Origin of the sequence: Prosthecobacter fluviatilis (assembly GCF_042655725.1) — a bacterium.
Classification (GTDB): Bacteria; Verrucomicrobiota; Verrucomicrobiia; order Verrucomicrobiales; family Verrucomicrobiaceae; genus Prosthecobacter; species Prosthecobacter fluviatilis.
The window spans coordinates 111701-138043 of sequence record NZ_JBHSMQ010000011.1; the positions used below are offsets into that span (position 1 = coordinate 111701).

At 60.3% G+C, this 26343-nt stretch carries 24 protein-coding genes; 17 read left to right on the forward strand and 7 right to left on the reverse strand.

Going from position 1 to position 26343, the window contains the following annotated elements; genetic code table 11:
* The first annotated feature begins 12 nt into the window (after positions 1–12).
* The 6 genes from ACFQDI_RS22160 to ACFQDI_RS22185 are packed head-to-tail and all read left to right on the forward strand — an operon-like array spanning position 13 to position 6663.
* Positions 13–1314 carry a flippase gene (locus tag ACFQDI_RS22160; protein ID WP_377171063.1) on the forward strand — a complete coding sequence of 434 codons (1302 nt, stop codon included), beginning with the start codon at positions 13–15 and terminating at the stop codon, positions 1312–1314.
* A gap of 6 nt (positions 1315–1320) precedes the next feature.
* Positions 1321–2871 (forward strand): DUF3844 domain-containing protein, encoded by a 1551-nt coding sequence (locus ACFQDI_RS22165; protein ID WP_377171066.1) that lies wholly within the window; start codon positions 1321–1323, stop codon positions 2869–2871.
* Positions 2864–3970: a glycosyltransferase gene (locus ACFQDI_RS22170; RefSeq protein WP_377171068.1), complete on the forward strand. Its 1107-nt coding sequence runs from the start codon at positions 2864–2866 to the stop codon at positions 3968–3970. The genes ACFQDI_RS22165 and ACFQDI_RS22170 overlap by 8 nt, the downstream gene beginning before the upstream one ends.
* Positions 3967–5118, forward strand: coding sequence for a glycosyltransferase (locus ACFQDI_RS22175; protein WP_377171072.1), 1152 nt, complete (start codon positions 3967–3969; stop codon positions 5116–5118). Before ACFQDI_RS22170 ends, ACFQDI_RS22175 begins: the two co-directional genes overlap by 4 nt.
* Entirely contained in the window at positions 5115–5849 is a 735-nt protein-coding gene (locus ACFQDI_RS22180; RefSeq protein WP_377171074.1) for a class I SAM-dependent DNA methyltransferase, read from the forward strand. The genes ACFQDI_RS22175 and ACFQDI_RS22180 overlap by 4 nt, the downstream gene beginning before the upstream one ends.
* 4 nt (positions 5850–5853) lie before the next feature.
* On the forward strand, positions 5854–6663 hold the full coding sequence (locus tag ACFQDI_RS22185) for an FkbM family methyltransferase (RefSeq protein ID WP_377171076.1): 810 nt from the start codon (positions 5854–5856) through the stop codon (positions 6661–6663).
* Here the strand turns inward: ACFQDI_RS22185 and ACFQDI_RS22190 are convergent.
* Positions 6649–7659, reverse strand: coding sequence for a glycosyltransferase family 9 protein (locus tag ACFQDI_RS22190; protein ID WP_377171078.1), 1011 nt, complete (start codon positions 7657–7659; stop codon positions 6649–6651). The genes ACFQDI_RS22185 and ACFQDI_RS22190 overlap by 15 nt on opposite strands.
* Before the next feature lie 290 nt (positions 7660–7949).
* On the opposite strand from ACFQDI_RS22190, the gene ACFQDI_RS22195 reads away from it, so the two are divergent.
* From ACFQDI_RS22195 to ACFQDI_RS22225, 7 genes are read left to right on the forward strand one after another with little or no spacing between them, the layout of a single operon-like run.
* Complete coding sequence (locus ACFQDI_RS22195; RefSeq protein WP_377171080.1) at positions 7950–8924, forward strand: exosortase/archaeosortase family protein; 975 nt, start codon at positions 7950–7952, stop codon at positions 8922–8924.
* Entirely contained in the window at positions 8921–9634 is a 714-nt protein-coding gene (locus tag ACFQDI_RS22200; protein ID WP_377171082.1) for an exosortase-associated EpsI family protein, read from the forward strand. The genes ACFQDI_RS22195 and ACFQDI_RS22200 overlap by 4 nt, the downstream gene beginning before the upstream one ends.
* Positions 9631–10431 carry an ATP-dependent sacrificial sulfur transferase LarE gene (larE, locus tag ACFQDI_RS22205; RefSeq protein WP_377171084.1) on the forward strand — a complete coding sequence of 267 codons (801 nt, stop codon included), beginning with the start codon at positions 9631–9633 and terminating at the stop codon, positions 10429–10431. The genes ACFQDI_RS22200 and larE overlap by 4 nt, the downstream gene beginning before the upstream one ends.
* The gene (gene larB / locus ACFQDI_RS22210; RefSeq protein WP_377171086.1) at positions 10428–11186 is read left to right on the forward strand and encodes a nickel pincer cofactor biosynthesis protein LarB; all 759 of its coding nucleotides are present in this window, start codon (positions 10428–10430) and stop codon (positions 11184–11186) included. The genes larE and larB overlap by 4 nt, the downstream gene beginning before the upstream one ends.
* A 7-nt stretch (positions 11187–11193) precedes the next feature.
* The gene (locus ACFQDI_RS22215) at positions 11194–12558 is read left to right on the forward strand and encodes a phenylacetate--CoA ligase family protein (RefSeq protein ID WP_377171088.1); all 1365 of its coding nucleotides are present in this window, start codon (positions 11194–11196) and stop codon (positions 12556–12558) included.
* 15 nt (positions 12559–12573) lie between these two features.
* Entirely contained in the window at positions 12574–14703 is a 2130-nt protein-coding gene (locus tag ACFQDI_RS22220) for a bi-domain-containing oxidoreductase (RefSeq protein ID WP_377171091.1), read from the forward strand.
* Positions 14703–16535: a heparinase II/III domain-containing protein gene (locus ACFQDI_RS22225; RefSeq protein ID WP_377171093.1), complete on the forward strand. Its 1833-nt coding sequence runs from the start codon at positions 14703–14705 to the stop codon at positions 16533–16535. The genes ACFQDI_RS22220 and ACFQDI_RS22225 overlap by 1 nt, the downstream gene beginning before the upstream one ends.
* A gap of 66 nt (positions 16536–16601) precedes the next feature.
* On the opposite strand, the gene ACFQDI_RS22230 is transcribed toward ACFQDI_RS22225, so the two are convergent.
* The 5 genes from ACFQDI_RS22230 to ACFQDI_RS22250 form a co-directional block, all read right to left on the reverse strand.
* Positions 16602–18230 (reverse strand): peptide ABC transporter substrate-binding protein, encoded by a 1629-nt coding sequence (locus ACFQDI_RS22230; RefSeq protein ID WP_377171095.1) that lies wholly within the window; start codon positions 18228–18230, stop codon positions 16602–16604.
* 111 nt (positions 18231–18341) lie between these two features.
* On the reverse strand, positions 18342–18677 hold the full coding sequence (locus ACFQDI_RS22235) for a hypothetical protein (protein WP_377171098.1): 336 nt from the start codon (positions 18675–18677) through the stop codon (positions 18342–18344).
* Positions 18678–18756: 79 nt separating this feature from the next.
* Entirely contained in the window at positions 18757–19626 is an 870-nt protein-coding gene (locus tag ACFQDI_RS22240; protein WP_377171100.1) for an ABC transporter permease, read from the reverse strand.
* Positions 19623–20543, reverse strand: a complete 921-nt coding sequence (locus ACFQDI_RS22245) for an ABC transporter permease (protein WP_377171102.1) — start codon at positions 20541–20543, stop codon at positions 19623–19625. Before ACFQDI_RS22245 ends, ACFQDI_RS22240 begins: the two co-directional genes overlap by 4 nt.
* On the reverse strand, positions 20540–21316 hold the full coding sequence (locus ACFQDI_RS22250) for a creatininase family protein (protein WP_377171104.1): 777 nt from the start codon (positions 21314–21316) through the stop codon (positions 20540–20542). The genes ACFQDI_RS22245 and ACFQDI_RS22250 overlap by 4 nt, the downstream gene beginning before the upstream one ends.
* 80 nt (positions 21317–21396) lie before the next feature.
* Between ACFQDI_RS22250 and ACFQDI_RS22255 the strand changes: the two genes are divergently transcribed.
* The 4 genes from ACFQDI_RS22255 to ACFQDI_RS22270 all read left to right on the forward strand — a co-directional run bounded on the left by ACFQDI_RS22255 (position 21397) and on the right by ACFQDI_RS22270 (position 25010).
* Complete coding sequence (locus ACFQDI_RS22255; protein ID WP_377171107.1) at positions 21397–22725, forward strand: c-type cytochrome domain-containing protein; 1329 nt, start codon at positions 21397–21399, stop codon at positions 22723–22725.
* Positions 22726–22731: 6 nt separating this feature from the next.
* Positions 22732–23085: a hypothetical protein gene (locus tag ACFQDI_RS22260; RefSeq protein WP_377171109.1), complete on the forward strand. Its 354-nt coding sequence runs from the start codon at positions 22732–22734 to the stop codon at positions 23083–23085.
* On the forward strand, positions 23082–23450 hold the full coding sequence (locus tag ACFQDI_RS22265) for a CoA-binding protein (protein WP_377171111.1): 369 nt from the start codon (positions 23082–23084) through the stop codon (positions 23448–23450). The genes ACFQDI_RS22260 and ACFQDI_RS22265 overlap by 4 nt, the downstream gene beginning before the upstream one ends.
* Before the next feature lie 288 nt (positions 23451–23738).
* The gene (locus ACFQDI_RS22270) at positions 23739–25010 is read left to right on the forward strand and encodes a deoxyguanosinetriphosphate triphosphohydrolase family protein (protein WP_377171113.1); all 1272 of its coding nucleotides are present in this window, start codon (positions 23739–23741) and stop codon (positions 25008–25010) included.
* A 58-nt stretch (positions 25011–25068) separates the two neighbouring features.
* Here ACFQDI_RS22270 and ACFQDI_RS22275 read toward each other — a convergent pair whose 3' ends face one another.
* Positions 25069–26301: an LL-diaminopimelate aminotransferase gene (locus tag ACFQDI_RS22275; RefSeq protein WP_377171115.1), complete on the reverse strand. Its 1233-nt coding sequence runs from the start codon at positions 26299–26301 to the stop codon at positions 25069–25071.
* Positions 26302–26343 lie beyond the last annotated feature (42 nt).

Consider the following 26343-nt stretch of genomic DNA (forward strand, 5'->3'; position numbering starts at 1 on the left):
CTCGCGTCCTATATGGCCGCTGGAAGTCACATCCTCAAAACGTTTTCGCTCGCGACCACGCTCCGGGCGGTGCGCCTTGGCCTGAGCTTCTTGCTCACCTGCGCCCTTGCGCGGTATCTTGGCGGCGCCGGTTTCGGCCAGATCGCTGTCGCCATGGCCGTTGTCTCGGTGCTTCAGAGTGTTGGAGAGCTCGGCTTCGCCCGCTACACCGTGCGTGAGCTCATGCGGCAGGGCGCAGATCAGCCTGCCGTTCTTGGCCTCACCATCACATCCCGTTTCATCGTGTCCGCCACTCTGTTTGCGGGTTTGATCGTCTGGGTCGCATGGCGGAGGCCGGAAGGCGCGCTTTTGCTTCTTGTCTACGGCATACAGCTGCTCACCAATCCCGCCACCGAAATCCTCGCATGGCTTGAGTCTCACGGCCGCGTCTCGCAGTCCGTCATCGCCCAGTTTGCAGGTTTCATTGTCAGCGCCGCCTGCATTGCGGCAGGCATCGGCTGCCGTGCTCCTTTGTGGTTCTTTGCACTGACCTATGCGCTGGAAGGCTGGGTCTTCCTTTCCCTATGCGCATTCGCGTTCCGGCGTAGCGGCGGCAGCATCCGCTGGGGGGGCTTTGGATTTTCTCGCGCCATCGCACTTGTCAGCCGGTCCTGGCCGGAGCTGGCCTCCCAGGCGGCGCTGATCCTGCTGTTCCGGCTCGATACCATGATGATCGAATGGCTGTGTGGTGCCCAGGAGGCCGGCATCTATGGTGCCGCAGTGCGTGTGTCTGAGATGGCCTACTTCATGCCCTCCATTCTGGCCACACTGTTCCTGCCCCGGTTGATGCGGGACCGCCAGGACTCGGCCGCATGTTTTGAGAAAAGCGTCGTCGATTACTTCTCCACCTCCGTCATGCTCGCCTTGGCCGTTGGTGCCGGTTTGCTGCTGCTCTCTCCATGGATGTCGCTGGCATTTGGTGCTGCATTCGGCCGCAGTGCTGAGATGCTTCGCGTGCATGCCTGGGCCTTCATCCCGTATGCCATTGGAATCGCCCGCACGCAGATCTTGACCGTGGAGGACAGGCTGGCTGCCAACCTTCCCTCCGTCATCGTGGCAGTTGCAGTGAACGCCTGCTTGAACATGCTCTGGATACCCGTGCATGGCGGTGTGGGGGCGGCATGGGCCACCCTGGTGTCTTACACGCTGGCCTGGGTGGTGTGGACATATCTTTCGCCATGGCTGCGTCTGAATGTCTCCGGCCTCCTGACACGTGCCTTCATGGGGCTGCCGCGGTTCACCCTGCTGCGCATGCGCTCGCTTCTTCACCCCTGATTTTTTATGCAAAGCAGGGCCATCATCATCTTTCTCGGCGGAGTCGGCGCCATTTATGTCATGCTGTCCGTGCTGCTCGGTGGTGGCAACACCATCGGCGCGCTGGCCCAGTTTCTCTCTGTGGGTTCGTTCATACTGGCGGTCATCCAGCCCCGCATGGCGCTTTACCTCATGGTCCTCTATGCCGGTTACAGCGATCTTCTCAAGCGCATGATGGTCTTCGACGGTCATGTCACCATGAACGACATCATGTGGGTGCGTGCTCTCTGTCCGCTGACTCTCGCCGGCATCTGCATCGGCACCCTGGTGAGATCGCTTCATGACGGCAGCCTGCATCACAGGCGCAGGCTGCTTTCCTTGCTCGTCTGCTTCCTCGGCTTCTTTGTGTCCGGGGTTTCTGCCCTGCGCAGCGGCAGCGGTTTCAATGCTGCCGCCACTCAGCTGGCAGACGGTGCGGCCTACATGTTTCTGCTGTTTGTCGTTCCCTGCATCTTTCGCACCCCGCAGCAGATCGTCGCCTTCATCAAATACTGCCTCATCGTCTTCATTCCTGTCGCCCTGTATGGCATCAAGCAGCAGATCTTCGGCCTGAGCGAATTCGAAATCGAATACCTCCAGTCCGGCCTCACCGTTCTTTCCAAGCATCTTGATGACGTCCGTCCCCGTCCGTTTTCCACATTGGTGGACAGCTCCCCTTTTGGCACCACTTGCGCTGTTTGCGCCTGTCTCGCGCTCATGGTGCGTCGCCACCATCGCGATACGGGCACCCGTGCCTGGGGAGGCATGAGCTTCGTTCTTTTCATCCTCTTTGTGGTCGCCTGCCTCGCCAGCATGGCGCGCATAGCCAACATCAACTGGCTGCTGCCCATCCTGCTGCTGCCGGTGCTGCGCAGCGCACGCGGCACCGCGGTGCTCTATGCCACAGTCGTCAGCATGTTCGTCACGGCCTGCATTTTTGCCCAGGAGCTGATCAACGCCGTCACCAGGCTCACGCTTTGGGCGCTCGAAAATTTTGGCGGCACCGCCATCGGTGTGCAGTTTTCACGCTTCTGGACTATCTGCGACCGCCTTGATGGCATGCATGACATTGCACACAATCCTCTCATGTGGACCATGTTTGGCTACGGTGCCAAAGGTGCCTCTGACCTGCACGACGCACACCTTGTCGCCAGCCATGATCTTATTTCCAACATGCTCCTTGAGATAGGCTGGCTGCCGCTTGGCATACTGCTCATCATTGCAGCCGTCGCTCTGCAATCATTTCATCGCAGCGTGCTCAGGTTGCGTGGCACACCTGTTTTCAGCATCTGCCTTTGGATGGCGGGTATACTGTTCGGACTCCTGGTCCACAATGTGTTTGCCGGCAATGTGACATCCACATTCCCGGTGAATTTCTTCTGCTGGTTCATCGCCGGGGCGCTGAATGCCTGCATCATCCATCAGGAGGGCTTGCGGGCGCAAAAACGGCCGTCGGTGCACCCGGCCCCACAGCTGAGCCCACCCCCGCTTGCACATGCTGGCACGGTGCCGTTTCATCGAAACCTCCCCTATGGCTGATTCCTCACCATTGGTTGTCCTGGCGCCTCATTCCCTGCTCGACTACACCGGCAGGCCCCGGCGCTTTTTGGATGCTGCCCCCATGCCTGCGCATGGCAAAGCCCTCGTCGGTGCATGGTTTCAGAATGATGAGCGGCTGGAATGTGAGTACCACCGCCGGCAGTGCGGCGCTCTGCGCCGTCTCGGAGCCGCGTTTCTTCTCATCTGGCGGAACCGCAGCGCCCTCCGCCGGGCGCGCATGATCTACTGCCTCAACGGCATGCATTACACAGTGCTGCTGTTGCTTTCTCGCTGGGGTCTGTTTTGCACCGAAGGGAAGACCGTTCGTCGTGTCGCCTATCACGACGCTGCCTTGGAGCGGCTCGCCTCTGGCCTGAAGACCGCCTCTCCAGCTTTTCAGATCGAGTGCATTACCTCGCACCAGTTTGCCGCCATCACTTCGAGGCTCGGTCGTGACCGCGTGCTCCTGCGGCCGTGGAAAATCGACACAGAATGGTTTCAGCCGGCGGAGGATGTGCCTAAGACCCGCATTTTGCTGCCGGGCAACATCAGCCGTGATGAGTCGATCGTTGCGCCGCTGCTGCATCGCGGATTTTCCATCACGCGCATTGCCCGCATTCCATCCCTCCAGGCACGTTTTGCCGACGAAATTGCCAACCCGCGTTTTGAGCTTGTCACCAATGCCTCGCATCGTGACTACCTGGGGCACTTGCATGCCGCTCCCGTGGTGCTTCTTCCCATCGTGCCCTGTGACAATCCTGCTGGCCTCACGGCTGCCATGGAGGCCATCTCGGCAGGCGTACCCGTGCTCGCCAACCACAGCATGGGCCTCACCGAGCTGTTTGCAGAGTGCCGCTATCCCGTTCCGATGCTGCGCAGTCTGGATCCGGATGCCTGGGCTCGCGCTTGTCATGAGATCGAGGAGCAGCGGGACTCGCCGGAATTCCTTGCGGCTCTGGAGAACTCGCGTCAGCTCCTGCTAAAGCACCACAGCATCCTGCCTGCAGGCGAAGACTGGACGCACATTTTTGCTGAGGCCTGCGCCGCTGGTCCTGTGGCCGGCGGGGTGGTCTATGGCACAGCTGCATCTCTCGCATGAAGCCTGGCCTTTTGCTCATAGGCCACACCTACGCGGCGCTGGAAAATCGCAAGAAGGTGCAGGCGCTCGCTGCGCATTTTGACCTCGTCTGTGTCACCTCCACCATCGAGCAGCATCTGGTGCTCGGACGTCCCTCGTCTGACTTTGACAACGAGTCCGACGCCCCCTCCCGCAGCTATCAGCTCATCCGTCTGCCTCGTTCAGGCCAGACCAGCACCACCTTTCACTATGCTGGCCTCGCAGCCGTCATGCGCTCCCGGCCTTTTGATGTGGTGCTGGTGGAAAATGAACCCTGGGCCCGCGTCTGCTTACAGGCGCGCTTTTGGAAGTCACTGCTGCAGCCCCGCGCTCTCTTCGGCGAGTTCACCTGGGAAAATATCGAGCGTCCCGGCTGGAAGGGCCTCATGCTAGCCCCCATCTATCGGGCCATGGCGTGCACGACAGATTTCATCGTCGCCGGAAATCAGGCTGCCTCACAGCTCGTGCAGAAGCATGGTGCTCCCGCAGATAGAGTGCTCGTTTCCCCGCAGCTAGGTGTTGATCTTGAAAATCACCAGCCCGCCTCTCTGGCTGAGCGCGCTGTCTTGCGCCAGTCATGCGGACTGCCGGCGGATGCTTTTATCATTGGCTACTGCGGCAGGCTCACAGAAGAAAAGGGGCTTCATGAGCTGCTTCAGGCCTGTGATGCCTTGGACAACGTCCATCTGGCCATCCTCGGCTCCGGCAGGCTTGAGTCCTGGCTCAGGGAGCAGCAGCAGACTCGGCCATGGCTCCACCTGCTGCCGCCGCGTCCTCATTTCGAAATTCCCGCATTTCTGCGTTGCCTGAATGTCTTCGTTCTTGCCAGCAAACCCGTGCACACCATGCAGCTTTGCTGGGAGGAGCAGTTCGGCCACGTCCTTATCGAGGCCATGGCCTGCGGTGTCGCCACACTCGGTTCCAGCAGCGGCGCCATCCCCGAGGTCATTGGTCACGCAGAGGCCGTCTTCCCTCATGGGGATGCCCGCAGCCTGGCTGCCCGCATCCAGGATGTGATCAACGGTTCGCCCATGGCTGAGAGCCAGCTCCATCGCACCCGCAGCCTCTACACCCATGAGGCCGTTGCGGGGCAGTGGGCGGCTTTCATCCTGCACCAGCTTGCCGCATGAGCAGTTACCGTGACATTCTCTACCGCAACTACTCCGCCTCCTTCGAAGGCCAGAAGGCGCTCGATGTCGGCATGCAGCACGAGCAGTACGAGGCGACATACCCCGCACTCCCTGCGGACCCCGGCTCAAGTATCGTCGATCTCGGTTGCGGCAAAGGTGAGTGGATAGCGTGGGTTGCGTCCAAAGGGTTCACCAGCCTCACCGGCGTCGATCTTTCGCCCTCAGATCTCGCCATCGCCAGGAGCCACGGTTCCGGCCATGTATGGGTCGAGGAAAATGTCATCTCCTTTCTCGAGTCACACACGGAGGCTTTTGATCTCCTCCATGCGAAGGACATCATCGAACACTTCACCAAGGATGAGTTCATTCGCTTTCTGACCGCCGCCAGAAATGCCCTCAAGCCCGGCGGCAGGCTGTGGATGCTCACCTTCAATGCCCAGAGCCCCTTGTCCTCCGTCACACGCTACGGAGACTTCACCCATGAAACCGGGCACACGCCCAGCAGTCTGACCCAGTGCCTCCGCGCCTGCGGCTTTGCTGCAGTGCTCGTCTCCGGCTTGCACTACTGCTCGCCCAGTCTCGGCGGCCGTTTGCGCGCCATGCTTGGCATGTTGGTCTATGGCTGCTGTCGCGTGCTCATCCAGCTTCGCCATGGCAAAGGCCCCCTGACTCCGGGCATCGACCGCATGACAGCCATGCCGGATCTCTTGGTCGAAGCCGTGAAATCCTGACATCGTGCTTCAAAGTCTCTCCAACGCTCTTTCAGGCCTGCGTGCCATCAGCCAGTTTGATCGGGTGCTTTTCACGCTTTCCCAGCGGCTGCTTGGGCGGCGGCTTGGCTGGGCGATCTACACCAAAGGACGGTTGCAGTTTCTGGTCGATCATCTTGCCGGAGATCAAAGCGGCACCCGTGACTGCATTGCAGGCCCGATGTATCGGGAGCTCTTCACGGAGATGCAGCTCCCGCGTCAGCTGCGGCTGCTGGACCTCGGCGCCAATGGCGGCGGCTTTCCGTTGCTTTGCCTCGATCTCGGCTTCGAACTCACCAGCCTCGCCTGTGTCGAGGTCAATCCGTTCACTCATTCCCGGCTCGTTCTGAACATCAGGCAAAACGTCGGCCTTCAGCCCAAGATTCTGAACGTCGCCGTTGGTGGTCAGCCGCGCGGGCTGGTGCTTTCATTCCCGGCTGGAGGCACCGGGTTTTCCATCTATGGCACGGCGGCGGGCACCGCAAACGAGCAGGCGCTCGTTGAAGTGCTGACGCTGGATGAAATCATGCGTCGCGGCTTCGGTGGCGGAGCGGTTGATCTCTGCAAGATGGACGTCGAGGGGGCCGAGTACGAGGCATTTCTTGACGGTGAGTCTGAAAGTTTGCGGCGCGTTCACTTCCTGGTCATCGAAATTCATGCGGCGGAGCCGTCAGAGCGGGCCGCACTTGCCAGCAGGCTCTCAGACCTCGGATTTGACCTCATCAGGACCTCCGCATTCTGCACGGACGTGCATCTCTTCGTCAATCGCCTGTGGGTTGACTCAGATCCCGGCTAGACGCGTCTCAATTCTCCGATGCACCTCGTCCACGCTCCAGCGATCCATGCAGGCCATTGGTCGTTGCTTGTTCTGGCACGCATTCACCGGGTGCGAGAACAGGTCGCACGGCTGGCAGGCCAGCTGGGGATCGCGAAGGATGTCGAAACTCGCCGTATGCCACGGCGGGTCCCAGTTCGGCGTCGATGGGCCGTTGAAGATCGTCCCAGGCACGCCAAGCGCCGAGGCGATGTTCATGGGCCCGGAGTTGTTGCCAATGAAATGCTTCGCCCCTGCCATGATACGCACCAGTTCATCCAGCGTTCCGGGCTTCACTTTTCTTACCGCAGGCTTCAGCCGGGCCTCCCCCGCCTCGCCTTGTTCAAACCAAGTCACCGCATGCCGGGAAGACAGGCGGTTCGCCAGTTCGACCCCACGCTCCAGCGGCCAGCGTTTGTAGGCTCGGCTCGCACCCGCATGGATCACCACAGAGCCATGTTCATCGCGGCCAAAGTTCTTCAAGTCTGGCTGAGGCATGGTTGCCGGCAGCTCAGGCAGCTCCAGCCGGTGCATCAGCGCCTGGGCAATCCGCCAGTTGTGAATGGCCACATGTTCCTCGCCCTCAGACGGCAGGCGCAGGTTCAGCAGAGCATTCAGCTTCACCCGGTCATTTTCAGGCCCCACACTCAGACTGGCGCCACTCATACGGCCAAGCAGGTGCGCCACACTCCCTTGGTCGCTGCCCAGCAGGCACGCGTCTGCTTTGAGGGAGCGCACCTCACGCCAGTAGCGCCACAGCCGCGCGGGATGTCGCCACGCCTGATTGAAATCCGTTGTCTCGTAGCTCATCACTGCCACACCAGGGCAGCAGACTTCATACAGCCTCGCTGCCGTAGGGCTCGTCAGCACGACAATGCGCCAATCCAGACTCGCCTTCGCCAGTGATTGGACCACAGGCAGATACACGACGTTGTCGCCGAGTTGGTTCACTTTGGAAATGAGCAGCGTCTTGACCATTGAATGTTTTGTCAGGCGTGCGCTGGAATCAGTTTCGACTTGAACTCATCCCCATGATTCAGCATGGCCGTCTTGAATGTGACCCATGGTTCATCATGAAATCTACAACGTGCCCAGCATCGCACTCCTGACTTTTGCCTTCAATGGAATTCAAAAGCACAGAGCGCGGCTAAAGAAATCGCTGATCCACGGAGCCGTGGCTGGTCGGACGTTTCTAGTCCCGCGAACGAGTTCAAATTTTAGAGCAACAGGCGGTTGAATTTTTAACGGCTCTCCTCCAGGCAGTCATCATGCGTCACTGGCTCACATCATCCTCGCTTGCGCTGGCTTTGCTGGCGGCCAGCGGCATGCTGATGATTGCCGTCCAGCCATACGCCGCTGGGTATGGTCCGTTTCGCCAATCAATCCTCGCGGAGCTGTTCATGCAGTGGAAAGATCCCACCTGGCAGCACGGTGCCTTGCTGCCTTTCATCGCAGGCTTTCTTGCTTTGAGGCGTCAGAAGGAGGTCGTTGAGCTTCCTGCAGGCAGCACTTTCTGGGGGCTGCCGCTCATTGTACTCTCTCTGTTTCTCTATTTTGCCGGATTCCGTGCCAACAGCTTTTACTGCGGGTATCTCGCCATCATGCTTCTGCTGGCAGGCGGTTCATTATGGCTGGAGGGCGCGGCTCGCAGCCGGGTTCGGCTTTTTTCATGGGTCATGCTGGGCTTTATGTGGCCTCTGCCCTTTCTTGAGGAGAGCGTTGGTTACCAGATGCGGCTTCTCATGGTGAAGACCACGGGCTTTGTGCTCAATGCCGTCGGCGTGGATGCCCTTGTCTCAGGCACTGCGTTGCAGTCCATGCCAGACATCAGCCTCGGCCGCAAGGCGGGGGATTTGTTCAGCGTGGGCATCGCAGCACCCTGCTCGGGCATGCGCTCGCTGTTTGCGTTGCTCGTCGTAGGCGCGCTCTTCAGCTATTTCCGTCAGCGTGTCCTTTGGCGCAGGCTGCTTCTGTTTGTCATGATCCTGCCCGTTGCCATCGTCGCAAACATGACGCGCATCCTGGTCCTCATCTTCTCTGCCATGATCTTTGGCCAGCAGTGGGCGATTGGGGATGCCGAGAAAGAGGTTTCAGCGTTTCACGAGTTCACCGGCATCGTTGTTTTTCTCGTGGCTTTGCTGCTGCTTCAGTTCGTGTCAGGTGTCTTGGATCGTCTTTGCGGTGGGGCTGACTCCAAGCGCACGCGCACTGTTTCACGGCAGGTGGTTGCTCCCGTGCCATGATCATCCGCGCCTCTATTCTTCTCATCCTCTGCGGAGTGACTCTGCTGCTATGTCATTTTTCGCCACAGACACAAGGCGGGGAGGCCGCCGGCGTGATCGAGGGGTTGCCCATGGTGGCGGGTGGCTTTGTCGGCGAGAGCGAAGAGCCCAGCGCAAGGGAGCGCGATCTGCTGCCTGCGGACACGATCATCAAAAAGCGGCGGTATCACACCCCGGGCAGAGCGGTCGAGGCTCGTGATGTCGCTTATGCCTCTCTAGTCATTGCTGGAAATGACACCCGCAGCATTCATCGCCCTGAAGTCTGCCTCGATGGCCAGGGCTGGACCATCACGAGTTCAACGGTCCGCCAGGTGAAGATGGTCTCAGGCGCAGCTCTGCGAGTCCGCGACCTTGCCATTCAGCGCGAGGAGCTTGCCCCGGACAGGTCAAAGCGGCTGCTGCGCGCTCACTACGTTTACTGGTTCGTGGGCAGCGACATCACCACGCCAAGCAATCTCGAGCGTCAGCTGCTCAGTCTCAAAGACAGCGTTCTTCGCAACGTGAACCACCGCTGGGCTTATCCTTCCGTCATGGCTTACGTCACGGACAATCTCACACCCCGGCAGAGTGGTGAACGTCCTCGTGACGACGAGGAGACTGTGAAGATGCTTCTCACTCTCATCCGCAGTCTGGCGCCGAAGTTCCAAAAAGACCTGATGACATCCTCATGATTGAAAAACTCAAATCTCGCCTTGTGGAGCTGGGACGCGTCGCCGTCGCCTACTCCGGCGGTGTGGACAGCACGCTCGTTCTCAAAGCTTCGCTGGATGCCCTCGGCTCGGAAAATGTTGTCGCTCTCCTCGCTGTCTCGCCCAGCCTTCCGCAAAGCGAAAAAGACGAGGCCCTAGCACTGGCCCGCCAGCTTGGCGCACCTCTTGAAATGCTGCCGACAGAGGAGGTGGCAGATCCTGCTTATCAGGCAAATGCCCCGAACCGCTGCTACTTTTGCAAGGACCATGTGTATCGCGCCCTGAGGCAGTTTGCTGAAAAAGGGGGCATTGAGCACGTGCTGGATGGCATGAACGCCGAAGACACGCTCGATGTCCGGCCTGGTCGCGCCGCTGCCCGCGAGCTGCGGATCCTCAGCCCCTTGCACGACCTGGGGTTCAGTAAGGCAGATGTGCGTGAAGCCGCCAGAGCGCTGGGATTGCCCAATTGGGACAAGCCCGCCGCGGCCTGCCTGGCCTCCCGCGTGCCCTATGGCACGCGTGTGACTCCCGGGCTCCTGTCGCAGATTGAGCGTGCCGAGGCTGCGCTCTTTGATCTTGGCTTCCGTGAATTGCGCGTACGCCATCATGGCGATGTCGCCCGGCTCGAAGTGCCCGAGGCAGATTTGCCACGTGCGCTGCATCAGCGCGAGGCTGTCGTCGCGGCTTTGCGTGCCACCGGTTATACCTATGTCACCCTGGATCTCGCCGCACTTCGCTCTGGCAGTATGAACGAAGTGCTCAAAGCCCGCTCCGCATGAACGAATCGCAACTCCGTGGCCTTCTCAATCAGGTCAGTGCAGGTGAGCTGCCTCCTGATCAGGCTCTTGAACGCCTCCGCACCCTGCCTTTTGCCGAGGCTGGGCACGTGCTGGCCGACACGCATCGCATGATCCGCCAGGGATTTCCAGAAGCCGTGTACGCTGAAGGAAAAACTCCCGCTCAGACCTTCGATGCCCTGAGCGCTCTCGTTGCAGCGCATGGCTGTGCTCTTGCCACCCGTGTGCGCCCTGAGATGGCTGCCTCTCTGCAGCAGCGTTTTCCCACCGGTGTTTATGATGGCGGCTCACGACTCTACCGTGTCGGCAAAATGAGCAGTTCGTTTCCTTCGGCGTCTGTTGCTGTGGTTTGCGCCGGGACCTCGGATCTGCCCGTTGCTGAGGAAGCTTCGCAGACCCTTGAATTCGCAGGTGTGCCTGTGAAGCGCATCACCGATGTCGGCGTCGCAGGTCTGCATCGGCTGCTGTCTCGGCTGGAAGAATTGCGCGCTGCGAGCATTGTCATAGCTGTCGCAGGCATGGAGGGCGCTCTGCCCAGCGTCCTCGGTGGTCTGGTTGCCGCTCCGGTGATCGCCGTTCCGACCAGCGTGGGCTATGGTGCCAATCTGCACGGTCTCTCCGCTCTCCTAGGCATGCTCAACTCCTGCGCCAGCGGTCTTGCCGTCGTCAACATTGACAACGGTTTCGGTGCCGCCCTAGCAGCTTTGCGGATGCTGAACATGCAGCCGAAGGCTTGATCACCCCATGTCTCTCGAAGACACGCTCTATCCGCTGCTCAAGCTCTATGAGTTGGCCCCCCAGCCGGTGAAGTCCCTGGCCGGGCGTGCCTATCGGGCTCTCCCGTCATCCCTGCGCTACGGTCCGGCTTACGCACGCTTTCAAAGCGAAGCGCATCAGTCGGAGGCATGGGATGAGGAAACGATCCGGCGCTATCAGTTCTCAGCTCTGCGCGACTCCCTGCTGGCCGCTGCAAAGGCGCCATTTTACGCAGAGCGCTTCGCAGCCTGCGGCGTGCATCCGGCGAAGTTCGAGTCGCTGGAGCAGTTTAAAGACTATCCGCTGCTGACCAAGCAGGACCTGATCTTGCACCGCGAGCAGATGCTCAATCCTGAATTCGATGCCAAGCAGCGTCTCTATATCAGCACCGGCGGTTCCAGCGGCGTGCCCGTGGGCTTTTATCTGCACAAAGGCGTGAGCCGTCCCAAGGAACAGGCTTATCTGGAGGCGCAATGGTCTCGGCGCGGGTATCGTGTCGGAGACCGCGTGGCAGTGATCCGTGGCGGCGTCACCTCCAGCAGGAGCGATGGCGGCATCAGCTATTATGACGCCACCCGAAACTGGCTCATCCTTTCGTCCTACCATCTCACGATGGAGCGCCTGCCTGAGTATGTTGCCGCACTTAATCGCTTCCGCCCGCACCACCTGCATGCCTATCCCAGCGCAGCCTTGATGCTCGCTCGCGGGCTGGAGCAAATAGGCTTGAAGCTCGACTTGAGCCTGACATCACTCCTTTGCGGTTCAGAAAAGCTCACAGCAGAGTCTCAGCACTATTTGGAGCAGTTTTTCGGTGCCAGGGTGTTCCACTGGTATGGCCATAGTGAGCGCGTGCTGCTCGCCGCTCAGGGCCGCACCTCAGATCATCTGCATTTCTGGCCCGCCTACGGCTACGTCGAATACGGTGAGCCGGATGCTGAAGGAAACCGCGAGATCATCGGCAGCTCTTTTCACAATCATGTCATGCCGCTAATCCGGTATCGCACAGGTGACTATGCTAGAATCAAGGACGGTGTGGTTTCTGAAATCGTGGGCCGTGATTACGAGTTTCTCGTCAGCGCCACGGGCCGTCGTATCTCGCTGACCGCCATCAACATGCACGACCGCATTTTTGAGGCTCTGCTCGCCGTCCAGTTCTTCCAGCAGCAGCCCGGAGTGGTGGAATGCCGCTTTCAAGCCGGGCCGCAGTGGCAGACCAGTCGTGAGCAGGCGATGCAGTCAGGCTTGCTGAAAAAGCTGGGCGATGACTTTACGCTCATTTTGCGGCAGGTCCCTGAAGTGGAGAAAACCAGCGCTGGCAAGCACAAGTGGCTGGTCAGCAGGCTGAAACAGTAGTTCGACTATTCATTGATGAAACAACTCGCCCAATATCAGGACGGTCGCCTTGAGCTGCAGGACGTTCCTGCACCCGTGCCGCCGCCGGGAGGAATCCTCGTTCAAACCCTATGCTCGGTCATCTCGCCCGGCACAGAGCGTATGAAGGTCGAGCAGGCTCGGATGTCCCTTTTGCAAAAGGCTAAGGCTCGGCCGGATCAGGTCAAAAAAGTCATCGACACAGCAAAGAACCTGGGCTGGAAAGCCGCCTTGCAGAAGGTGCGCAACCGCCTGGAGTCGCCTGCCCCATTAGGCTATTCGGCAGCAGGCATTGTCGTGGCCGTGGACGAGCTCAACACCCGTTTCCAGGTCGGCGATCGCGTGGCTTGCGGCGGCGCAGAGTGCGCCTTCCATGCGGAGATGATCGCTGTGCCAGATCTGCTGGCATCACGCATTCCTCAGGGGGTGCAAGAATGGCAGGCTGCATACACCACCATGGCGTCCATTTCCATGGAGGCGGTGCGTCAGAGTGGGGCTGGGCTTGGCGAGCGCGTTCTGGTGTTGGGGCAGGGGCTCGTGGGCCTTTTGGCGACGAGTCTGCTGAAGGCCTCCGGTGCGCGCGTCATGGGCGTAGATTTTGTCTCCAGTCGTTTGCAGGCCTCGCTTGCCATGGGGGCGGAATGCGTCGTTAACCCATCACAGTCCAGCCTCGCGGACGAAGTTCGCACATGGACAGGCGGCTATGGAGTCGATGCAGTGCTGCTCTGCGTCGGTGGCAAGGGGCCCGGTCCTGCAGACACCGCCATTTCATGCCTGCGTGATCGCGGCGTGATGGTGATCGTGGGCATTTACGATGCAGAGCTCTCGTGGAAAACCGCGTACATGAAGGACATACAGGTTCGCTACTCTCGCAGCTACGGCCCGGGTCGCTACGATCCGCAGTATGAATGGGGAGGGCAGGACTACCCGCTCGGCCATGTCCGCTGGACGGAAAATCGCAACTTTGAGGCCTGCCTGGAGTTGATGCGCACAGGGCGCCTTGATCTGAATCCCGTGACTACACGCAGAGTCGCTTTCGAAGATGTGCTCGGAGTTTACGACGAGCTCGGAAGTGAACTCGGAGTGTTGATCGAGTATGGCAAAACCTGTTCCTCAGAGCCCGACAGAAGCAGTGGCGAAGCCAGGGAGTTCCCAGTTCGGATCCAGGCTGAGCAGCCTCGCAAAATCCAGTCGCTCGACGTGGTCGGTGCCGGCAATTTCGTGCGCACCATGCTGCTGCCACATGCCAAAGGAAAAATATCCTTCGGCACCATTGTGAACGCTACGGGTCTCTCGGCCCGGCATGTGAAAGAAAAGTTCGGTTTTGAAAGCGCAGAGACAGATGCGTCAAAAATAATGGCTCGCGGATCTTCGGCGCTCATGATCGGCACGCGTCATCACCTCCATGCCCCTCTGGTGCTCCAGGCTCTCCAGGCAGGAAGGCACGTTTTTGTTGAGAAGCCTCTCTGCCTGAACGCTGACGAGCTTGCCCAGATCGACACGGCCATGCTTGCCTCCGAGGGTAGTGTCATGGTGGGTTTTAACCGGCGCTTTGCTCCGGCCACAGCGGCGGTGCTGGAATTGCTGAAGACTGTTTCAGGCCCCAAGACTTTGTCATTTCATGTGAATGCAGGCGTGCTCGCACCGGATCATTGGTATGCGAATGTCGCGGAAAGTGGCGGGCGCGTGCTCGGGGAGGCCTGCCATTTCTTTGATTTTGCCTGTCACTTGCTTGGCAGGCCCGTCAAGGTCATGGCTCAGACAGTCGGCCGCCCCACGGTGCCAGACTCCGTCACAGCACAGATCGTGTTCGCAGACGGTTCCTCCGCGCAGGTGATTTATTCCTCCGAAGGCGACCCCGCTTTCCCCAAGGAGACATTCCGCGTCTTCGCCAGCGGCCTGGTATGCGAGTGCGAAAACTTCATGAAGCTGTCAGTCTTCCAGCAGCGGAGAAAACGGGTGAAATCATTCGCCTCCAAAGGCCACGCAGAGGAAATGGCGGCATGGCTGGCCTTCCTGCATGGTGCCGGGTCGCATCCGCTCCCCTATGAGCAGGCACGTCAGAGCATGCAGCTCACGTTTGCTGTGCTGGAGTCTCTCCGCGAAGGGCGTAGCATCGCACTGTGATGAAACTGGGCTGGTACATGCAGCGGTTGCGTGCGATGAGCATGGCGGAAATCTGCCGCCGTGTCGCAGAGCGCCTGGGCCGGGCCTTTGAAGTCGCACACCTCAGGCGCATCTCCCGTCAGCCATGGGACGGCGCTTTCAATGACGTTCCAAAGCTGCCCGGGCGCGAGCATGTGCCTCCTGAGCTGGGTAAGCAGCTGGCTTCGGACGCAGCAAAGCTCATGCGCGGGGAATGGGATCTCTTTGGCTGGAAAAGCATCGAGACCGGGGCGCCGCCCTGCTGGCATCGGGATGCAACCCTGGGCGTCGTGGTTGATCCGGCCATTCCGGCACGCAAGATCGATCACCGCCGTCTGGAGCACGACGCCGACGCACGGGCCATCTGGGAGGTCAATCGCTGGAGCGAAATGACGCGCATGGCCATGCACAGTGCCCTGAATGGAGATGTCCATGCCATCCATGTTTCCCAGCTCTGGCTGGAAGACTGGTGCGACCGCAATCCGGCAGGGTACGGCATCAACTGGACGAGTCCTCTGGAGGCTGCCATCAGGTTGATCAACTTCTGCTGGTTCGACGCCCTGGTGCGTGGCTGCAATGATCCTGAGCTTGCCCGCAGGCAGGATGCGCTCACCGCCCGCATCGTTCCCGTGCATTCATGGTGGGTCTGGCATCGCAGATCCTTCGGCTCTTCCGCAAACAATCATCTCATCGGTGAACTCGCCTCACTCGTGCTGGCGCTGGCACGCTGGCCCTCGCTGGCAAGCATGATCTGCCCGCTTCAGCAGGTCGTGAAGCTCCTCGGTCATGAAATTCTGCAGCAGTTTGCCAGCGATGGCGGCAACAGGGAGCAGGCCTTGCATTACCACCTTTTTGCCTGGGAGATGTGCTGGCTTGCAGGGGCGGCCGCAGGTGGTTTCGAAAAAGAGGTGCAGCACCGCCTGCACCTGGCGGCGCAGTATTTCGTCGATGTTGGCGAAGCGCCGGAGTGCTGGGATTTTGGTGACTCCGATGATGCGCAGGTGCTGCCGCTGCCTTTGAGTCGCTCAAAGGCTGCAGCGGAGTTTCGCGGCTGGTTTCTCGGCAGGGCGGAAGGCTCCGTCCTTCGCTTCTGGCTCGGGGAGCCCCCCAAAGGAGTGAAAGCTTCCATTCATGGCAAATGGCTCGCTCATCTGGAAAGTGGCCAGGCAGTCTGGCGTGATGCATGTTGGACGGTCAGAGCAGATGCCTCCCCCCTGGGGCTGGGCAGCATGGCGGCGCATGGCCACCTCGATGCATTGCATGTCTCGCTGTGGTTTGAGCAGTGCGCCCTCATCGTGGACCCTGGCACAGGTGCTTACTACAGCAACCCAGCGTTGAGAGCCAGGCTGGCTTCATGGGAGGCGCATAATGGCCCTGTGCCCGTTGCTGGTCGGACCTGCCCCCGCCGCAGCGGGGCTTTTTTGTGGGCGGATCACCATGACAGGCCTTATCTCGAAGTCAGCGGAGACATTTGCCTGATGAGCCTCGCCTGTGCTGCACACGTTACCCGCCGTGCCGTGCATGCCTCGCAGGATCAGGTTCAGATTTGTGACGATGTCGGCTCTGCCTCGGCCCATGTGGTGACGTGGTGTCTGGCCCCGGGCTGGCGTATTGAGCGGCAGCATGGCCTCGGCTTTGTCTGCCATCATGCCGGATCAGCTTCTGTCTTCGTCACAGTGAGCGGAGACGCCATCGAGCACTGTGAGATCATCGAGTGCCAGGTCTCGCCTCACTTTCGTGAATTGGCGACATCCCAGGCCTTGAAGATCACCTTTCGGGGTGCCCTTGCCACGATCTGGCGCAAGCCCGGGTGATCCGTCGGAAAATGGCAGGCAAATGCAGGGCGTGGGAGTGAATCCCGCGCCTTTTTCATTTTCAGTTCACGGCCTCAGTTCCACCGCCTTGTAGCAGCGATGTTGCAGCAGTGACGGCCGCAGGCCCCTGACCTCGGGCCGCATCAGGTAGGAGTGCGTGTACCAATACACAGGCAGGATGGGGGCTTCGTTCAGCAGGAGGGTTTCGGCCTCCTTCAGCATCTGCAGCCGCTTCTGCACATCACCTTCCTGAAAGCTTTGATGAATGAGTTCGTCGTATCGCCTGCTTCCCCAGCCGGTGTTGTTGTTGCCGTCTCCCGTTTGCCAGATGGCCAGAAACGTGGAGGGATCGAGGTAGTCGCCGACCCAGCCAAAACGGGCGATTTGATAATCCAGTTTGCGCTGAGACTCAATGTACACCCCCCAGTCCTGGTTCAGCACGCCCGCAGGAATGTGAAGGTGCTCCTTCCACATCGCCTGCACGGCCTCGGCGAGTGAGCGATGAGACTCGCTGGTGTTGATCAGGATGTTGAAGGGTGGGAAACCCTTGCCGTCTGGAAATCCGGCTTCGGCCAGAAGCCTTCGCGCCTCGGCAGGATCAAAATGCATGACGCTGGGCGCCTGATAGTCCGGGTGGCACCCCGGCGGGGTCAGGCCCGTGGCAGGCTGCTGCCCGGCGCGAAGAATGTTGCGGGTGATGCTCTCCCGGTCGATCGACAGCGCCAGGGCTTTTCTGACCAGCGGATTGTCAAAAGGCTTCTTCGTCGTGTTGCAGCGGTACATGTACACGCTCAGCAGCGGATCGTTGTGGTAAAATGGGGACCTGCTTTCACGATATGTGGGAATCTTGGACAGCGGCATCGTCAGCGTGATATGCAGCTGCCCGTCATTAAAGGCGCGCTCTTCGGTGGTGTCGCTGGAGATTGGCAGAAAGACGATGCCATTGAGCTTCACCGTGGCTGCGTCCCAGTAGTGCGGATTCCGCTCCACCTCCAGCGCCTGGTTGACCTCCCAGCTTTTAAGCTTGAAGGGGCCGTTGCAGACCATGTTCGCGGGGCGTGTCCAGCGCGTGCTGCGCTCGGTCATTTTGCCAAATTTTTCGATCACATGCCTCGGCAGCGGAAACCAGGCGTAGTGTTTGATCATGCTCGGCAGGTAGGGCGCCGGCCCCTTCAGCGTGATCTGCAGCGTCAGCGGATCAGGTGCTTTCACTCCCACCTGGGAAAAGTCTTTGATCTTCCCGGTGTGGTATTCCTCGGCGTTGAGCATGGGGTAAAGCATGTTGGCATAGTCTGCACCCAGCTCTGCTGTCAGTATGCGCTGGTAGGAGTACACAAAGTCCGCAGCCGTGACAGGCGTGCCGTCGCTCCATTTGCCCTTGGGTTGCAGCCTGAAAGTCCAGACGGTGTAGTTCTCGGCACTCCATGAGGCGGCCGCACCTGGTGCATCCCCATCCGGATTTTCTGGAGCCGGTGAGATGAGCCCTTCAAACAGGGCGTGGAAGATCAAATGCTCAGGCTGTCCGCTCGCCAGGTGCGGATCCAGCGTCGCCGGCTCGCTGCCGTTGCCTGCCAGCAGTATGCCGGCGCGTGTCGCCGCCTCCACACGTGTCGGGCGGTGTGTTCGCACGTGATGAAACCATGCGATGCCGCCAAAGATCAAAATGAAAATGAGAGCACGAAAAATCCAGCGCATGCCCGGACATGACACGAGCCACGTCATTCATGCAACGGGGCATCAAAAAAACGGCCCCGCCAGTGCACTGGCGGGGCCGCATGGGCAGCCACGGGTCAGGTCTTCACGCTACTACCTGTGAAAACCGTGATGATGGTGGTGGCCGTAGCCATAGCCGTAGTTCGGCCGGCAGCCGTTGACGCCGAGTCCGACGCCAAAGTTGATGCTGGGCTGGACGATCACAGGACGTGGAGGCTGGCAGCCATACTGCACTCCCTGGGTCACCCATTGACCAATGGGGCGGCCATAGGCGTCGTACCCGACGACCTGATACACGGAAATGATCGGTGCGCCAAAGCTGGTGTAGCCAACAATGCGGGTCTCGCCCGGGCAGTCAGCCTTGGCATTGGAAGGCGCTGCAAAACCAAAAACTGCGGCGGCGGCGATGACTGAGAAGAGTGTTTTCATGTGTGTGTGGATTGGGTTTCCTCACACTCTGACGTGGCTGCTCCGCTTCTATTCAGTCCCCTTCAAAATATATTTTTTCTCACTGCTGTGACATCGACTTCGGGTCGAATGCATCGCGCAGTCCGTCGCCCAGCAGGTTCAGCGCCAGCAGCGTCACAGAGAAAAAGATCCCAGGGTACAGCAGCAGCCACGGGTAGCTCTCCATTGAAGTCGCACCTTCACGGATCAGCACGCCCCAGCTTGCATCCGGTGGTTGGATGCCCAGTCCCAGAAAGCTCAGCGCCGCCTCCAGCAGCATCACACCAGGCACAGTCAGGCTGGCGTAGATGATGACTGGCCCTGTCACATTCGGCAGCAGGTGCTGCCACACGATGTGCCAGAACCCGGCGCCACTCGCGCGCGCTGCCACGATGAATTCCAGATTCTTCAGCGCCAGCACCTGCCCCCGCACCACCCGCGCCATGGTCAGCCATTCCACTGCACCGATGGCCACAAAAATCAGCCAGAATTCACGCCCTACTATGGCCATGAGCAGGATGACGAAATTGATAAACGGAAACGCATACAGGATGTCCACAATGCGCATCATCGCAGCATCGGTGCGCCCGCCTGCCAGGCCGGAGATCATGCCGTACAACACACCGATGATGGCTGCCACTCCTGTGGCCAGCAGCCCCACCTCCAGAGACACGCGTCCACCGTGTAAAATGCGCGTGAGCATGTCACGCCCCAGGGGGTCCGTGCCCAGCCAGTGGGCCATGCTCGGGTTCGTGGCTTTCAGTTCCAGGTTCTGCAGTGACTGGTCGTAAGGCGAGATCTCCGGGCCCACGCCGCACATCAGCACGAGCACTGCCAGAAATCCCAGCGCCCATGCATTCAGGCGGTTGCGCATGAGGCGCCGCCATGCCGCTCTCATCGGTGATAGGCTCTGTTTCGTCCCGCTGCTCATGCCTGGAGTCGGATGCGTGGGTTCAGTGCCGCCTGCAGGATGTCCACCAGCAGATTGAAGCTCACGATGAGTGCTGCGTAAAAGGCCGAGATCGCGATCGCCAGCTCATCATCATGATTGAAGGATGCCGCGATGAAGAACTGACCGAGGCCCGGCAGTTGGAAAACCGTCTCAACGATGAACGACCCCGTCAGCAGTCCGGCGGCGGCGGGGCCCAGAAAGTTCAGCACTGGCAGGCTGGCGAGTTTGATCGCATGAAAAAAAACCACCGAGCTTTCACTCGCTCCTTTTGCCCGTGCCGTGCGGATGAACTCCTGTGCCAGCGTCTCCCGCAGGCTGCCGCGCATGAGTCGCGCGATGTAGGCGCTGTAGATGATGCCAAGCGTGAGCGCCGGCAGCACCCAGTCTGATGCGTCAAACCACCCCGAAGCATTGAACCAGCGCAGCTTCAGCCCGAAGAGCATCGCCACCAGCGGGCCCAGCACCATGCTTGGCGTGCAGATGCCCAGCGTGGCTGCAAGGGTGCTGCTGCGGTCCTCCCACGTGTTCGGTCTCAGCGCCGCGTACGCACCTAGCGGCACACCGATGCTCAGCGCGATCAGCAGCGCTCCGGCTCCCACCGTGGCAGAAACCGGAAAGCCGGATGCGATGATCTCATCCACGCCCCTTCCTTGAAAGGTTTTGGATTCCCGGAAGGTGAATGTCGCGTAATGCGTGTAGTATCTCCACAGTTGCACATAGACCGGCTTGTCCAGCCCGTAGTACTTGATCTTCGCCTGCAGCGCTTCCGGCGTGGATGCCCGTTCCGTTTGGAAAGGTCCCGTCGGTGAAAGCTTGAGCAGCGCAAACGTGATCGTGATCACCGCAAAGATCACGATGATGCCCTGCACGATGCGGCTGACGATGAAGCGGATCATTTCGGCTGCTCGTAAAGATCGCTGATGTCCGCGGCTGCGAGTTCGATCAGGTAGCTCGCGATCTTCGCGCCCAGCGCTTCAAAGTAGCGTTTGCCTTTCTCAGCCGTGCTGTGCTGCGGATCTCCCGAGCCCGTGTCATTCGTGGCCTTGGTCCACGCACGCTGTGCCCACGCCCATTTTTCATTGATGGCTTTCAGCTTCCACCGGTTGTCGGTGCCCGGCCCCCATTCGTCTTTCGGCAGCACCAGGTGCGGATGAAAGTGCAGCATCAGGCTCGTCTCGCGTTCATCGGCGTGGTCGCCCACAAGGTTGAAAATGTCATCTCCCTTCACCGCATTGAACCACGAGACGGTGGAAAGAAACATCTTCGGGTGCTTCGCCTGCAGCTCTCTCAGCATCTGGCGGAAGTCGTTGCCGCCATGCCCGTTCAGAATCACAAACTTCATCACCCCCACGCCTTCCAGGCTGCTGATCACATCTTCGAGCACCATCAGCTGCGTGCTGGGATTCATGTTGATGCAGAATGGGATGTCCAGCTGCCCGGTCTGCACGCCAAAGGGCATGTTCGGCAGGATGGCCACCTTAGCCCCCGCCTCCCAGGCGATGCGTCCCGCCTCCGCGGCGATGGCATCGTTTTGCAGTGAATCAGTCGCATACGGCAGGTGCCAGTTGTGCGCCTCCGTCGCCCCCCACGGCAGCACCGCCGCCTCATAGCGCGTGGCTTGGACGTTTTTCCAGTTCGTTTCGGCAATGATCCAGGGTCTAGAACTCATAGGCCGCATGTAAAAGAGGCAAATGGCTGATGCAACACGTCCGACAAACTCGGCCCGCAGCAGCCGTTTCTTACCACCCCATGCTTCGCACGCTGCTTTTTCTTTCCCTTACAGCCCCTGTCGTCGCTGCCGAGATCTCATTTTCCAGGCAGATTGCTCCCACTTTGATCGACCAGTGCGTCGAGTGCCACCGTTCAGGCAAGGCCAAAGGCGGCTACCGTCTCGACACTGTCGAGTGCATGCTCCTCCCAGGCGACAGCAAAGCCGCGCCTGTGGTGCCGGGCAGACCGGACGAAAGTGAGCTCTACCGGTTGGTCACCACCCATGACGTCGACGACCGCATGCCCAAAAAAGCCGAGGCCCTGCCTGAAAAAGACACGCGGCTGATGCGTGAATGGATCGCCAGCGGTGCAAAGCTGGATGTGGCTGACCCCAAGGCCAGTCTTCAGGCCATCCTGAATGAAAGTGTGAAGATCAGCGTGCCGGAAAAGTATCCCCGGCCGCTGCCAGTCACCGCGCTGGCCCTGGCTCCCTCCGGCAGCACGCTCGCCTGCAGCGGTTACTTTGAAGCGACCCTTTGGAATGTCGCGGCCGGAAAGCTCCAGGAGCGCGTCAGCGGCATGCCGGAGCGCATTTTGGCTCTTGCCTGGATCACGGAAGGTCAGCTCGCTGTTGCCGGTGGCACTCCCGGGCGTTCGGGAGAGGTCTGGCTGGTAAATCCCTCCCTCCCGCAGGAGCGCAGGCGGCTGGTCGGCACACGGGACTGCGTGCTGGCCATGGTGGCCAGTCCCGATGGCAGACTCCTGGCCTGTGGTGGGGCAGACAATCAGGTGCGCTGTTTTGAGCTGCCCTCCGGCAGGCTCATATGGCAGTCAGAGCCGCATGCAGACTGGATCATGGGCATGGCTTTCTCTCCGGACGGCCATCACATCGCCACCGCCAGCCGAGATCGCACCGTGAAACGCATCGGCGCTGCCACTGGCGAGGTCGAAGCCACCTTCACGGGCCATGATTGCGCCGTCCTCAGCGTGGCCTTCACTCCCGACAGCGCAGAAATCATCAGCGGTGATGCCGAGGGGGCCATCCTCCGCTGCGGTCGCACTGGCGATGCAAAAAGCGACGCCTCACTCAGACCCGCCGGCCGCACCGAAATGCTCGCGCTGGGCTTTCTCGACGCCGGGACACCTCTCGCCGCCACAGGGGGCGGAGCCGTGGTTTCAATCGACGCAAAAGCACGCAGGACGAAGGACCGGATCACGCTTTATGAAGACCGCGTCAATGTCCTGCTCCTGCTGCGCACGGATAAGGCCACACGCCTTGTCACCGGCTGCCACGATGGCAAAGTCCGCATCAACGAGATCGGAAAGTCAGAGCCGGTGTTGCAATTTGTGGCGTCGCCGGGATGGTAGCCCACCATGTTTGAATCACGCACAGACCCTCTTGCTTCGCGCTGGGTTTTTGTCCGGCGGGTGCTCAAATTTGCCACGATAGCGTCGGCCGTCTGCGGTGTCGCTCTCGGCATCGGCATTCTCGGCTATCACTGCATTGCCGGGTTCAGCTGGATCGACAGCCTCCTGAATGCCTCCATGATCCTGGGCGGCATGGGGCCCATGGGTGATCTGCCGTCAGACGCCGCAAAGGTCTTCGCCTCCTTCTACGCCCTCTTCAGCGGGCTGGTGTTCATTTCGGTCATGGGCATCGTGCTCGCACCGGCGGCACATCGGGCGCTGCATCTGTTTCACCTGGAGGAGGAAGATCAGAAAGCATGAAACCCGAACGAGTTGTTATCATCGGTGCCAGCAGCAACCCCGAACGCTACAGCCATCGCGCCCTGCTGCTGCTGCGAAAGCACGGTCATGAGGTCGTCCCGGTGCATCCTGCGCTCACGGAGATCGAGGGCGTTCCCGTCGTTGCAGATCTGGGCTTGGTCTCGGGCCCGGTGGATACCGTGACCATGTACGTCGGCCCGGCCATTTCTTCCGGCTTGCTGGACAAGCTGCTCGCCCTGAAGCCCGGCAGGGTCATTTTCAATCCTGGCGCGGAAAATGCACCACTGGCTGCGGCTTTGCAAAAAGCCGGAATCACCTGCGAGGAAGCCTGCACCTTGGTGCTGCTGAACACCGGGCAGTTTTGAACACAGCCCCATGCGTGGGTGTCTGTAGCTTTAACCCCCATGCTTGAGATCCAAAAATATCGAATTTATGAGCGCAGCCGCCTCCGGGCGAAGGGCGTGAGTGATGACGAGATAGAAAAAGCTCAGCACCTCCCTTTCAGGCCCGCCTTTGTGGACGGCAAACGTCGGCAGAGAGATTCGAACGATGAGGGGCTTGTCCCTCCTGAGCAGTTCGCCTTTCGTCGGAACCGCTGAAGCAGCGGCCTTGCCCGGTCGCCACGACCTGCTAGCGTCGTGCTCACCCACCGCATGCCCGCGAACCGCTTCTACACCTCCTTTGACTTCGAAACGCTCGACCCGCGTCCTGTGCATGTCGGCGAGTATCGCAGTCCCTTCCAGATCGACCGCGACCGCATCATCCACAGCAGCGCCTTCCGCCGCCTGCAAAACAAGACCCAGGTCTTTCTCTCCGGCGAATACGACTTCTACCGCACCCGCCTGACTCACAGCATCGAGGTCGCGCAGATCGGCCGCAGCATCTGCGGCTGGCTCACCCAGCAGAGCCAGTATCTGGATGACGAATGCTGCATCGACTCCGACCTCGTCGAGAGCGCCTGCCTCAGCCACGATCTCGGGCATCCGCCCTTCGGTCATGCAGGCGAGCGCACCCTGCATGTGCTGATGGCTCCCTACGGCGGCTTCGAGGGAAATGCCCAGACTCTGCGCATTCTGACGCAGACGCTCTTCAGCGAGGGCCGCAGTGGCATGAATCCCACCCGTGCACTGCTGGACGGCGTGCTGAAATACAAGACACTCCACACCGAGACCCCCCAGGCGAAAAACCACTACCTCTACGATGAGCAGGAGCGCTGGCTCGATTTCACCCTCGGCGGCCAGGCCTTTCCCGTGGAGCTCACGCCCGGCCGTGAGCGCAATGCCTTCCGCAGCATCGAATGCCAGATCATGGACTGGGCGGACGACACCGCCTACTCGCTCAATGACATCGCTGACGGCATCCACGCGGGGTTCATCAATGTGCAGCGCATGGAGCGCTGGGCAGGGGACCAGGAGCTTTCGGAGACGGATCAGGCAGATGTGGAGTTCCTCTGCAAAGCAGTCCGCGAAAACCGCGTTGAAGGCCGCCTCAACCGTCTCATTGGCGAATGCATCCGCGCCACCAAGCTCGTCCCCGCTGCCAATTTCCTCAGCCAGAGCACACGCCGGCACCAGTTCGCGCTGGAGATCGATCCCGTCATGCGCCGCCGCGCAGATCTCCACAAAAAGATCGCCCTCGAGCTCGTCTTCCTCAGCCCTCAGCTCCAGCAGCTTGATCACAAGGCCGACTTCATCCTCACCCGGCTCTTCGGCGTGCTGAAAGATCGCTACATTGACTCCATTCAGCCACGCGGCCTGCATCTCCTCCCCGCATCTATCGAAAAGGAAATCCACGCCGCCCCCGACGCCTCGGCCCGCGCCCGTCTCGTCTGCGACTGGATCGCCAACATGACCGACCACTTCGCCTTCCGCACCTACCGTCGTCTCTTCGACGCCGACTTCGGTTCCATCACGGATTTCGTATAAAAAAATGGAGCGAGCTTTTCAGCTCGCTCCACGCAGGAACAAAATCAGGAGTCTTGGACTACAGCTGCGCAATCCGTCGGCACACTTCCTCCACGTTCGCGCGGCTGTTGAACGCGCTGATGCGGAAGTAGCCCTCGCCCGCGCTGCCAAAGCCGCTGCCGGGGGTGATCACCACATTCGCCTCGTTCAGCATCTTGTCGAACATCTGCCAGCTCGTCAGACCGTTCGGGCAGCCCACCCACACATATGGGGCGTTCACGCCGCCATACACCTGCAGTCCGGCCTTCTTGCAGGCCTCCACCAGCAGCGCCGCATTGCCCATGTAGTGCTCGATCAGCGCCTTCACCTGCGCCTTGCCTTCGGCTGAGTAGATCGCCTCCGCACCGCGTTGGACGATGTAGCTCGTGCCGTTGAATTTCGTGCTGTGGCGGCGGCTCCACAGCGGATGGATCGCCTGCTTGCCCCCGGCCTTGGTCTTGCCCATGAGGCCCTTCGGAATGATCACCACCCCGCAGCGCACGCCGGTAAATCCGCCGTTCTTCGAGAAACTGCGGAACTCAATGGCGCAGTCGCGCGCGCCTTCGATCTCATAGATCGAGCGCGGCAGCTCCGGATCGCGGATGAAGGCCTCGTAGGCGGCGTCGTAGAGGATAGTCGTGCCATTCGCCAGAGCGTATTTCACCCAGGCTTCGAGCTGCGCACGCGTGGCCACTGCACCTGTCGGATTGTTCGGGTAGCACAGGTAGGCCAGGTCCACCGGCTCGCTCGGGATCTCCGGCACGAACCCATTCGCAGGCGTGCATTTCAGGTAGTGCAGGCCAGCGTAGGCGCCGTTTTCATCGGCATCGCCCGTGTTGCCCGCCATCACGTTGGTATCGACATACACAGGGTACACCGGGTCCGTGATCGCGATCTTGTTCCCGGCACCAAAGATGTCCAGGATGTTGCCGGTGTCGCACTTGCTGCCGTCGGAGATGAAAATCTCATCGGCCTCTACCTGGATGCCACGGGCCTTGAAGTCGTGCTCGGCGATCGCGTTGCGCAGAAAGTCATAGCCCTGCTCCGGGCCGTAGCCGCGGAAGGTCGCACGGTCGCCCATTTCGTCCACCGCCTTGTGCATCGCCGCGCGTACGGCCTCGGGCAGCGCTTCGGTCACATCGCCGATCCCGCAGCGGATCAGGCGCTTGGCGGCTTCAGGGTTGCCCTCTGTGAAGACCTTCACGCGACGGGCGATTTCAGGGAAGAGGTAACCGGCTTTGAGCTTGTTGTAGTTTTCGTTGATGTAGGCCATGGCGGGGAAAAGGGCGGGCAGTGTGGCGAGTCGTGGCAGGGA

What these genes read in the sequence shown, in the direction of transcription:
- ACFQDI_RS22180 (WP_377171074.1), top strand. Translation starts at nt 5,115, where the DNA reads ATGAGCAGTTACCGTGACATTCTCTACCGCAACTACTCCGCCTCCTTC.
- ACFQDI_RS22245 (WP_377171102.1), bottom strand. Translation starts at nt 20,543, where the DNA reads ATGATCCGCTTCATCGTCAGCCGCATCGTGCAGGGCATCATCGTGATC.
- larB (WP_377171086.1), top strand. Translation starts at nt 10,428, where the DNA reads ATGAACGAATCGCAACTCCGTGGCCTTCTCAATCAGGTCAGTGCAGGT.
- ACFQDI_RS22270 (WP_377171113.1), top strand. Translation starts at nt 23,739, where the DNA reads ATGCCCGCGAACCGCTTCTACACCTCCTTTGACTTCGAAACGCTCGAC.
- ACFQDI_RS22225 (WP_377171093.1), top strand. Translation starts at nt 14,703, where the DNA reads ATGAAACTGGGCTGGTACATGCAGCGGTTGCGTGCGATGAGCATGGCG.
- ACFQDI_RS22240 (WP_377171100.1), bottom strand. Translation starts at nt 19,626, where the DNA reads ATGAGCAGCGGGACGAAACAGAGCCTATCACCGATGAGAGCGGCATGG.
- ACFQDI_RS22275 (WP_377171115.1), bottom strand. Translation starts at nt 26,301, where the DNA reads ATGGCCTACATCAACGAAAACTACAACAAGCTCAAAGCCGGTTACCTC.
- larE (WP_377171084.1), top strand. Translation starts at nt 9,631, where the DNA reads ATGATTGAAAAACTCAAATCTCGCCTTGTGGAGCTGGGACGCGTCGCC.
- ACFQDI_RS22165 (WP_377171066.1), top strand. Translation starts at nt 1,321, where the DNA reads ATGCAAAGCAGGGCCATCATCATCTTTCTCGGCGGAGTCGGCGCCATT.
- ACFQDI_RS22235 (WP_377171098.1), bottom strand. Translation starts at nt 18,677, where the DNA reads ATGAAAACACTCTTCTCAGTCATCGCCGCCGCCGCAGTTTTTGGTTTT.
- ACFQDI_RS22195 (WP_377171080.1), top strand. Translation starts at nt 7,950, where the DNA reads ATGCGTCACTGGCTCACATCATCCTCGCTTGCGCTGGCTTTGCTGGCG.
- ACFQDI_RS22175 (WP_377171072.1), top strand. Translation starts at nt 3,967, where the DNA reads ATGAAGCCTGGCCTTTTGCTCATAGGCCACACCTACGCGGCGCTGGAA.
- ACFQDI_RS22200 (WP_377171082.1), top strand. Translation starts at nt 8,921, where the DNA reads ATGATCATCCGCGCCTCTATTCTTCTCATCCTCTGCGGAGTGACTCTG.
- ACFQDI_RS22160 (WP_377171063.1), top strand. Translation starts at nt 13, where the DNA reads ATGGCCGCTGGAAGTCACATCCTCAAAACGTTTTCGCTCGCGACCACG.
- ACFQDI_RS22230 (WP_377171095.1), bottom strand. Translation starts at nt 18,230, where the DNA reads ATGCGCTGGATTTTTCGTGCTCTCATTTTCATTTTGATCTTTGGCGGC.
- ACFQDI_RS22255 (WP_377171107.1), top strand. Translation starts at nt 21,397, where the DNA reads ATGCTTCGCACGCTGCTTTTTCTTTCCCTTACAGCCCCTGTCGTCGCT.
- ACFQDI_RS22190 (WP_377171078.1), bottom strand. Translation starts at nt 7,659, where the DNA reads ATGGTCAAGACGCTGCTCATTTCCAAAGTGAACCAACTCGGCGACAAC.
- ACFQDI_RS22260 (WP_377171109.1), top strand. Translation starts at nt 22,732, where the DNA reads ATGTTTGAATCACGCACAGACCCTCTTGCTTCGCGCTGGGTTTTTGTC.
- ACFQDI_RS22215 (WP_377171088.1), top strand. Translation starts at nt 11,194, where the DNA reads ATGTCTCTCGAAGACACGCTCTATCCGCTGCTCAAGCTCTATGAGTTG.
- ACFQDI_RS22220 (WP_377171091.1), top strand. Translation starts at nt 12,574, where the DNA reads ATGAAACAACTCGCCCAATATCAGGACGGTCGCCTTGAGCTGCAGGAC.
- ACFQDI_RS22250 (WP_377171104.1), bottom strand. Translation starts at nt 21,316, where the DNA reads ATGAGTTCTAGACCCTGGATCATTGCCGAAACGAACTGGAAAAACGTC.
- ACFQDI_RS22265 (WP_377171111.1), top strand. Translation starts at nt 23,082, where the DNA reads ATGAAACCCGAACGAGTTGTTATCATCGGTGCCAGCAGCAACCCCGAA.
- ACFQDI_RS22170 (WP_377171068.1), top strand. Translation starts at nt 2,864, where the DNA reads ATGGCTGATTCCTCACCATTGGTTGTCCTGGCGCCTCATTCCCTGCTC.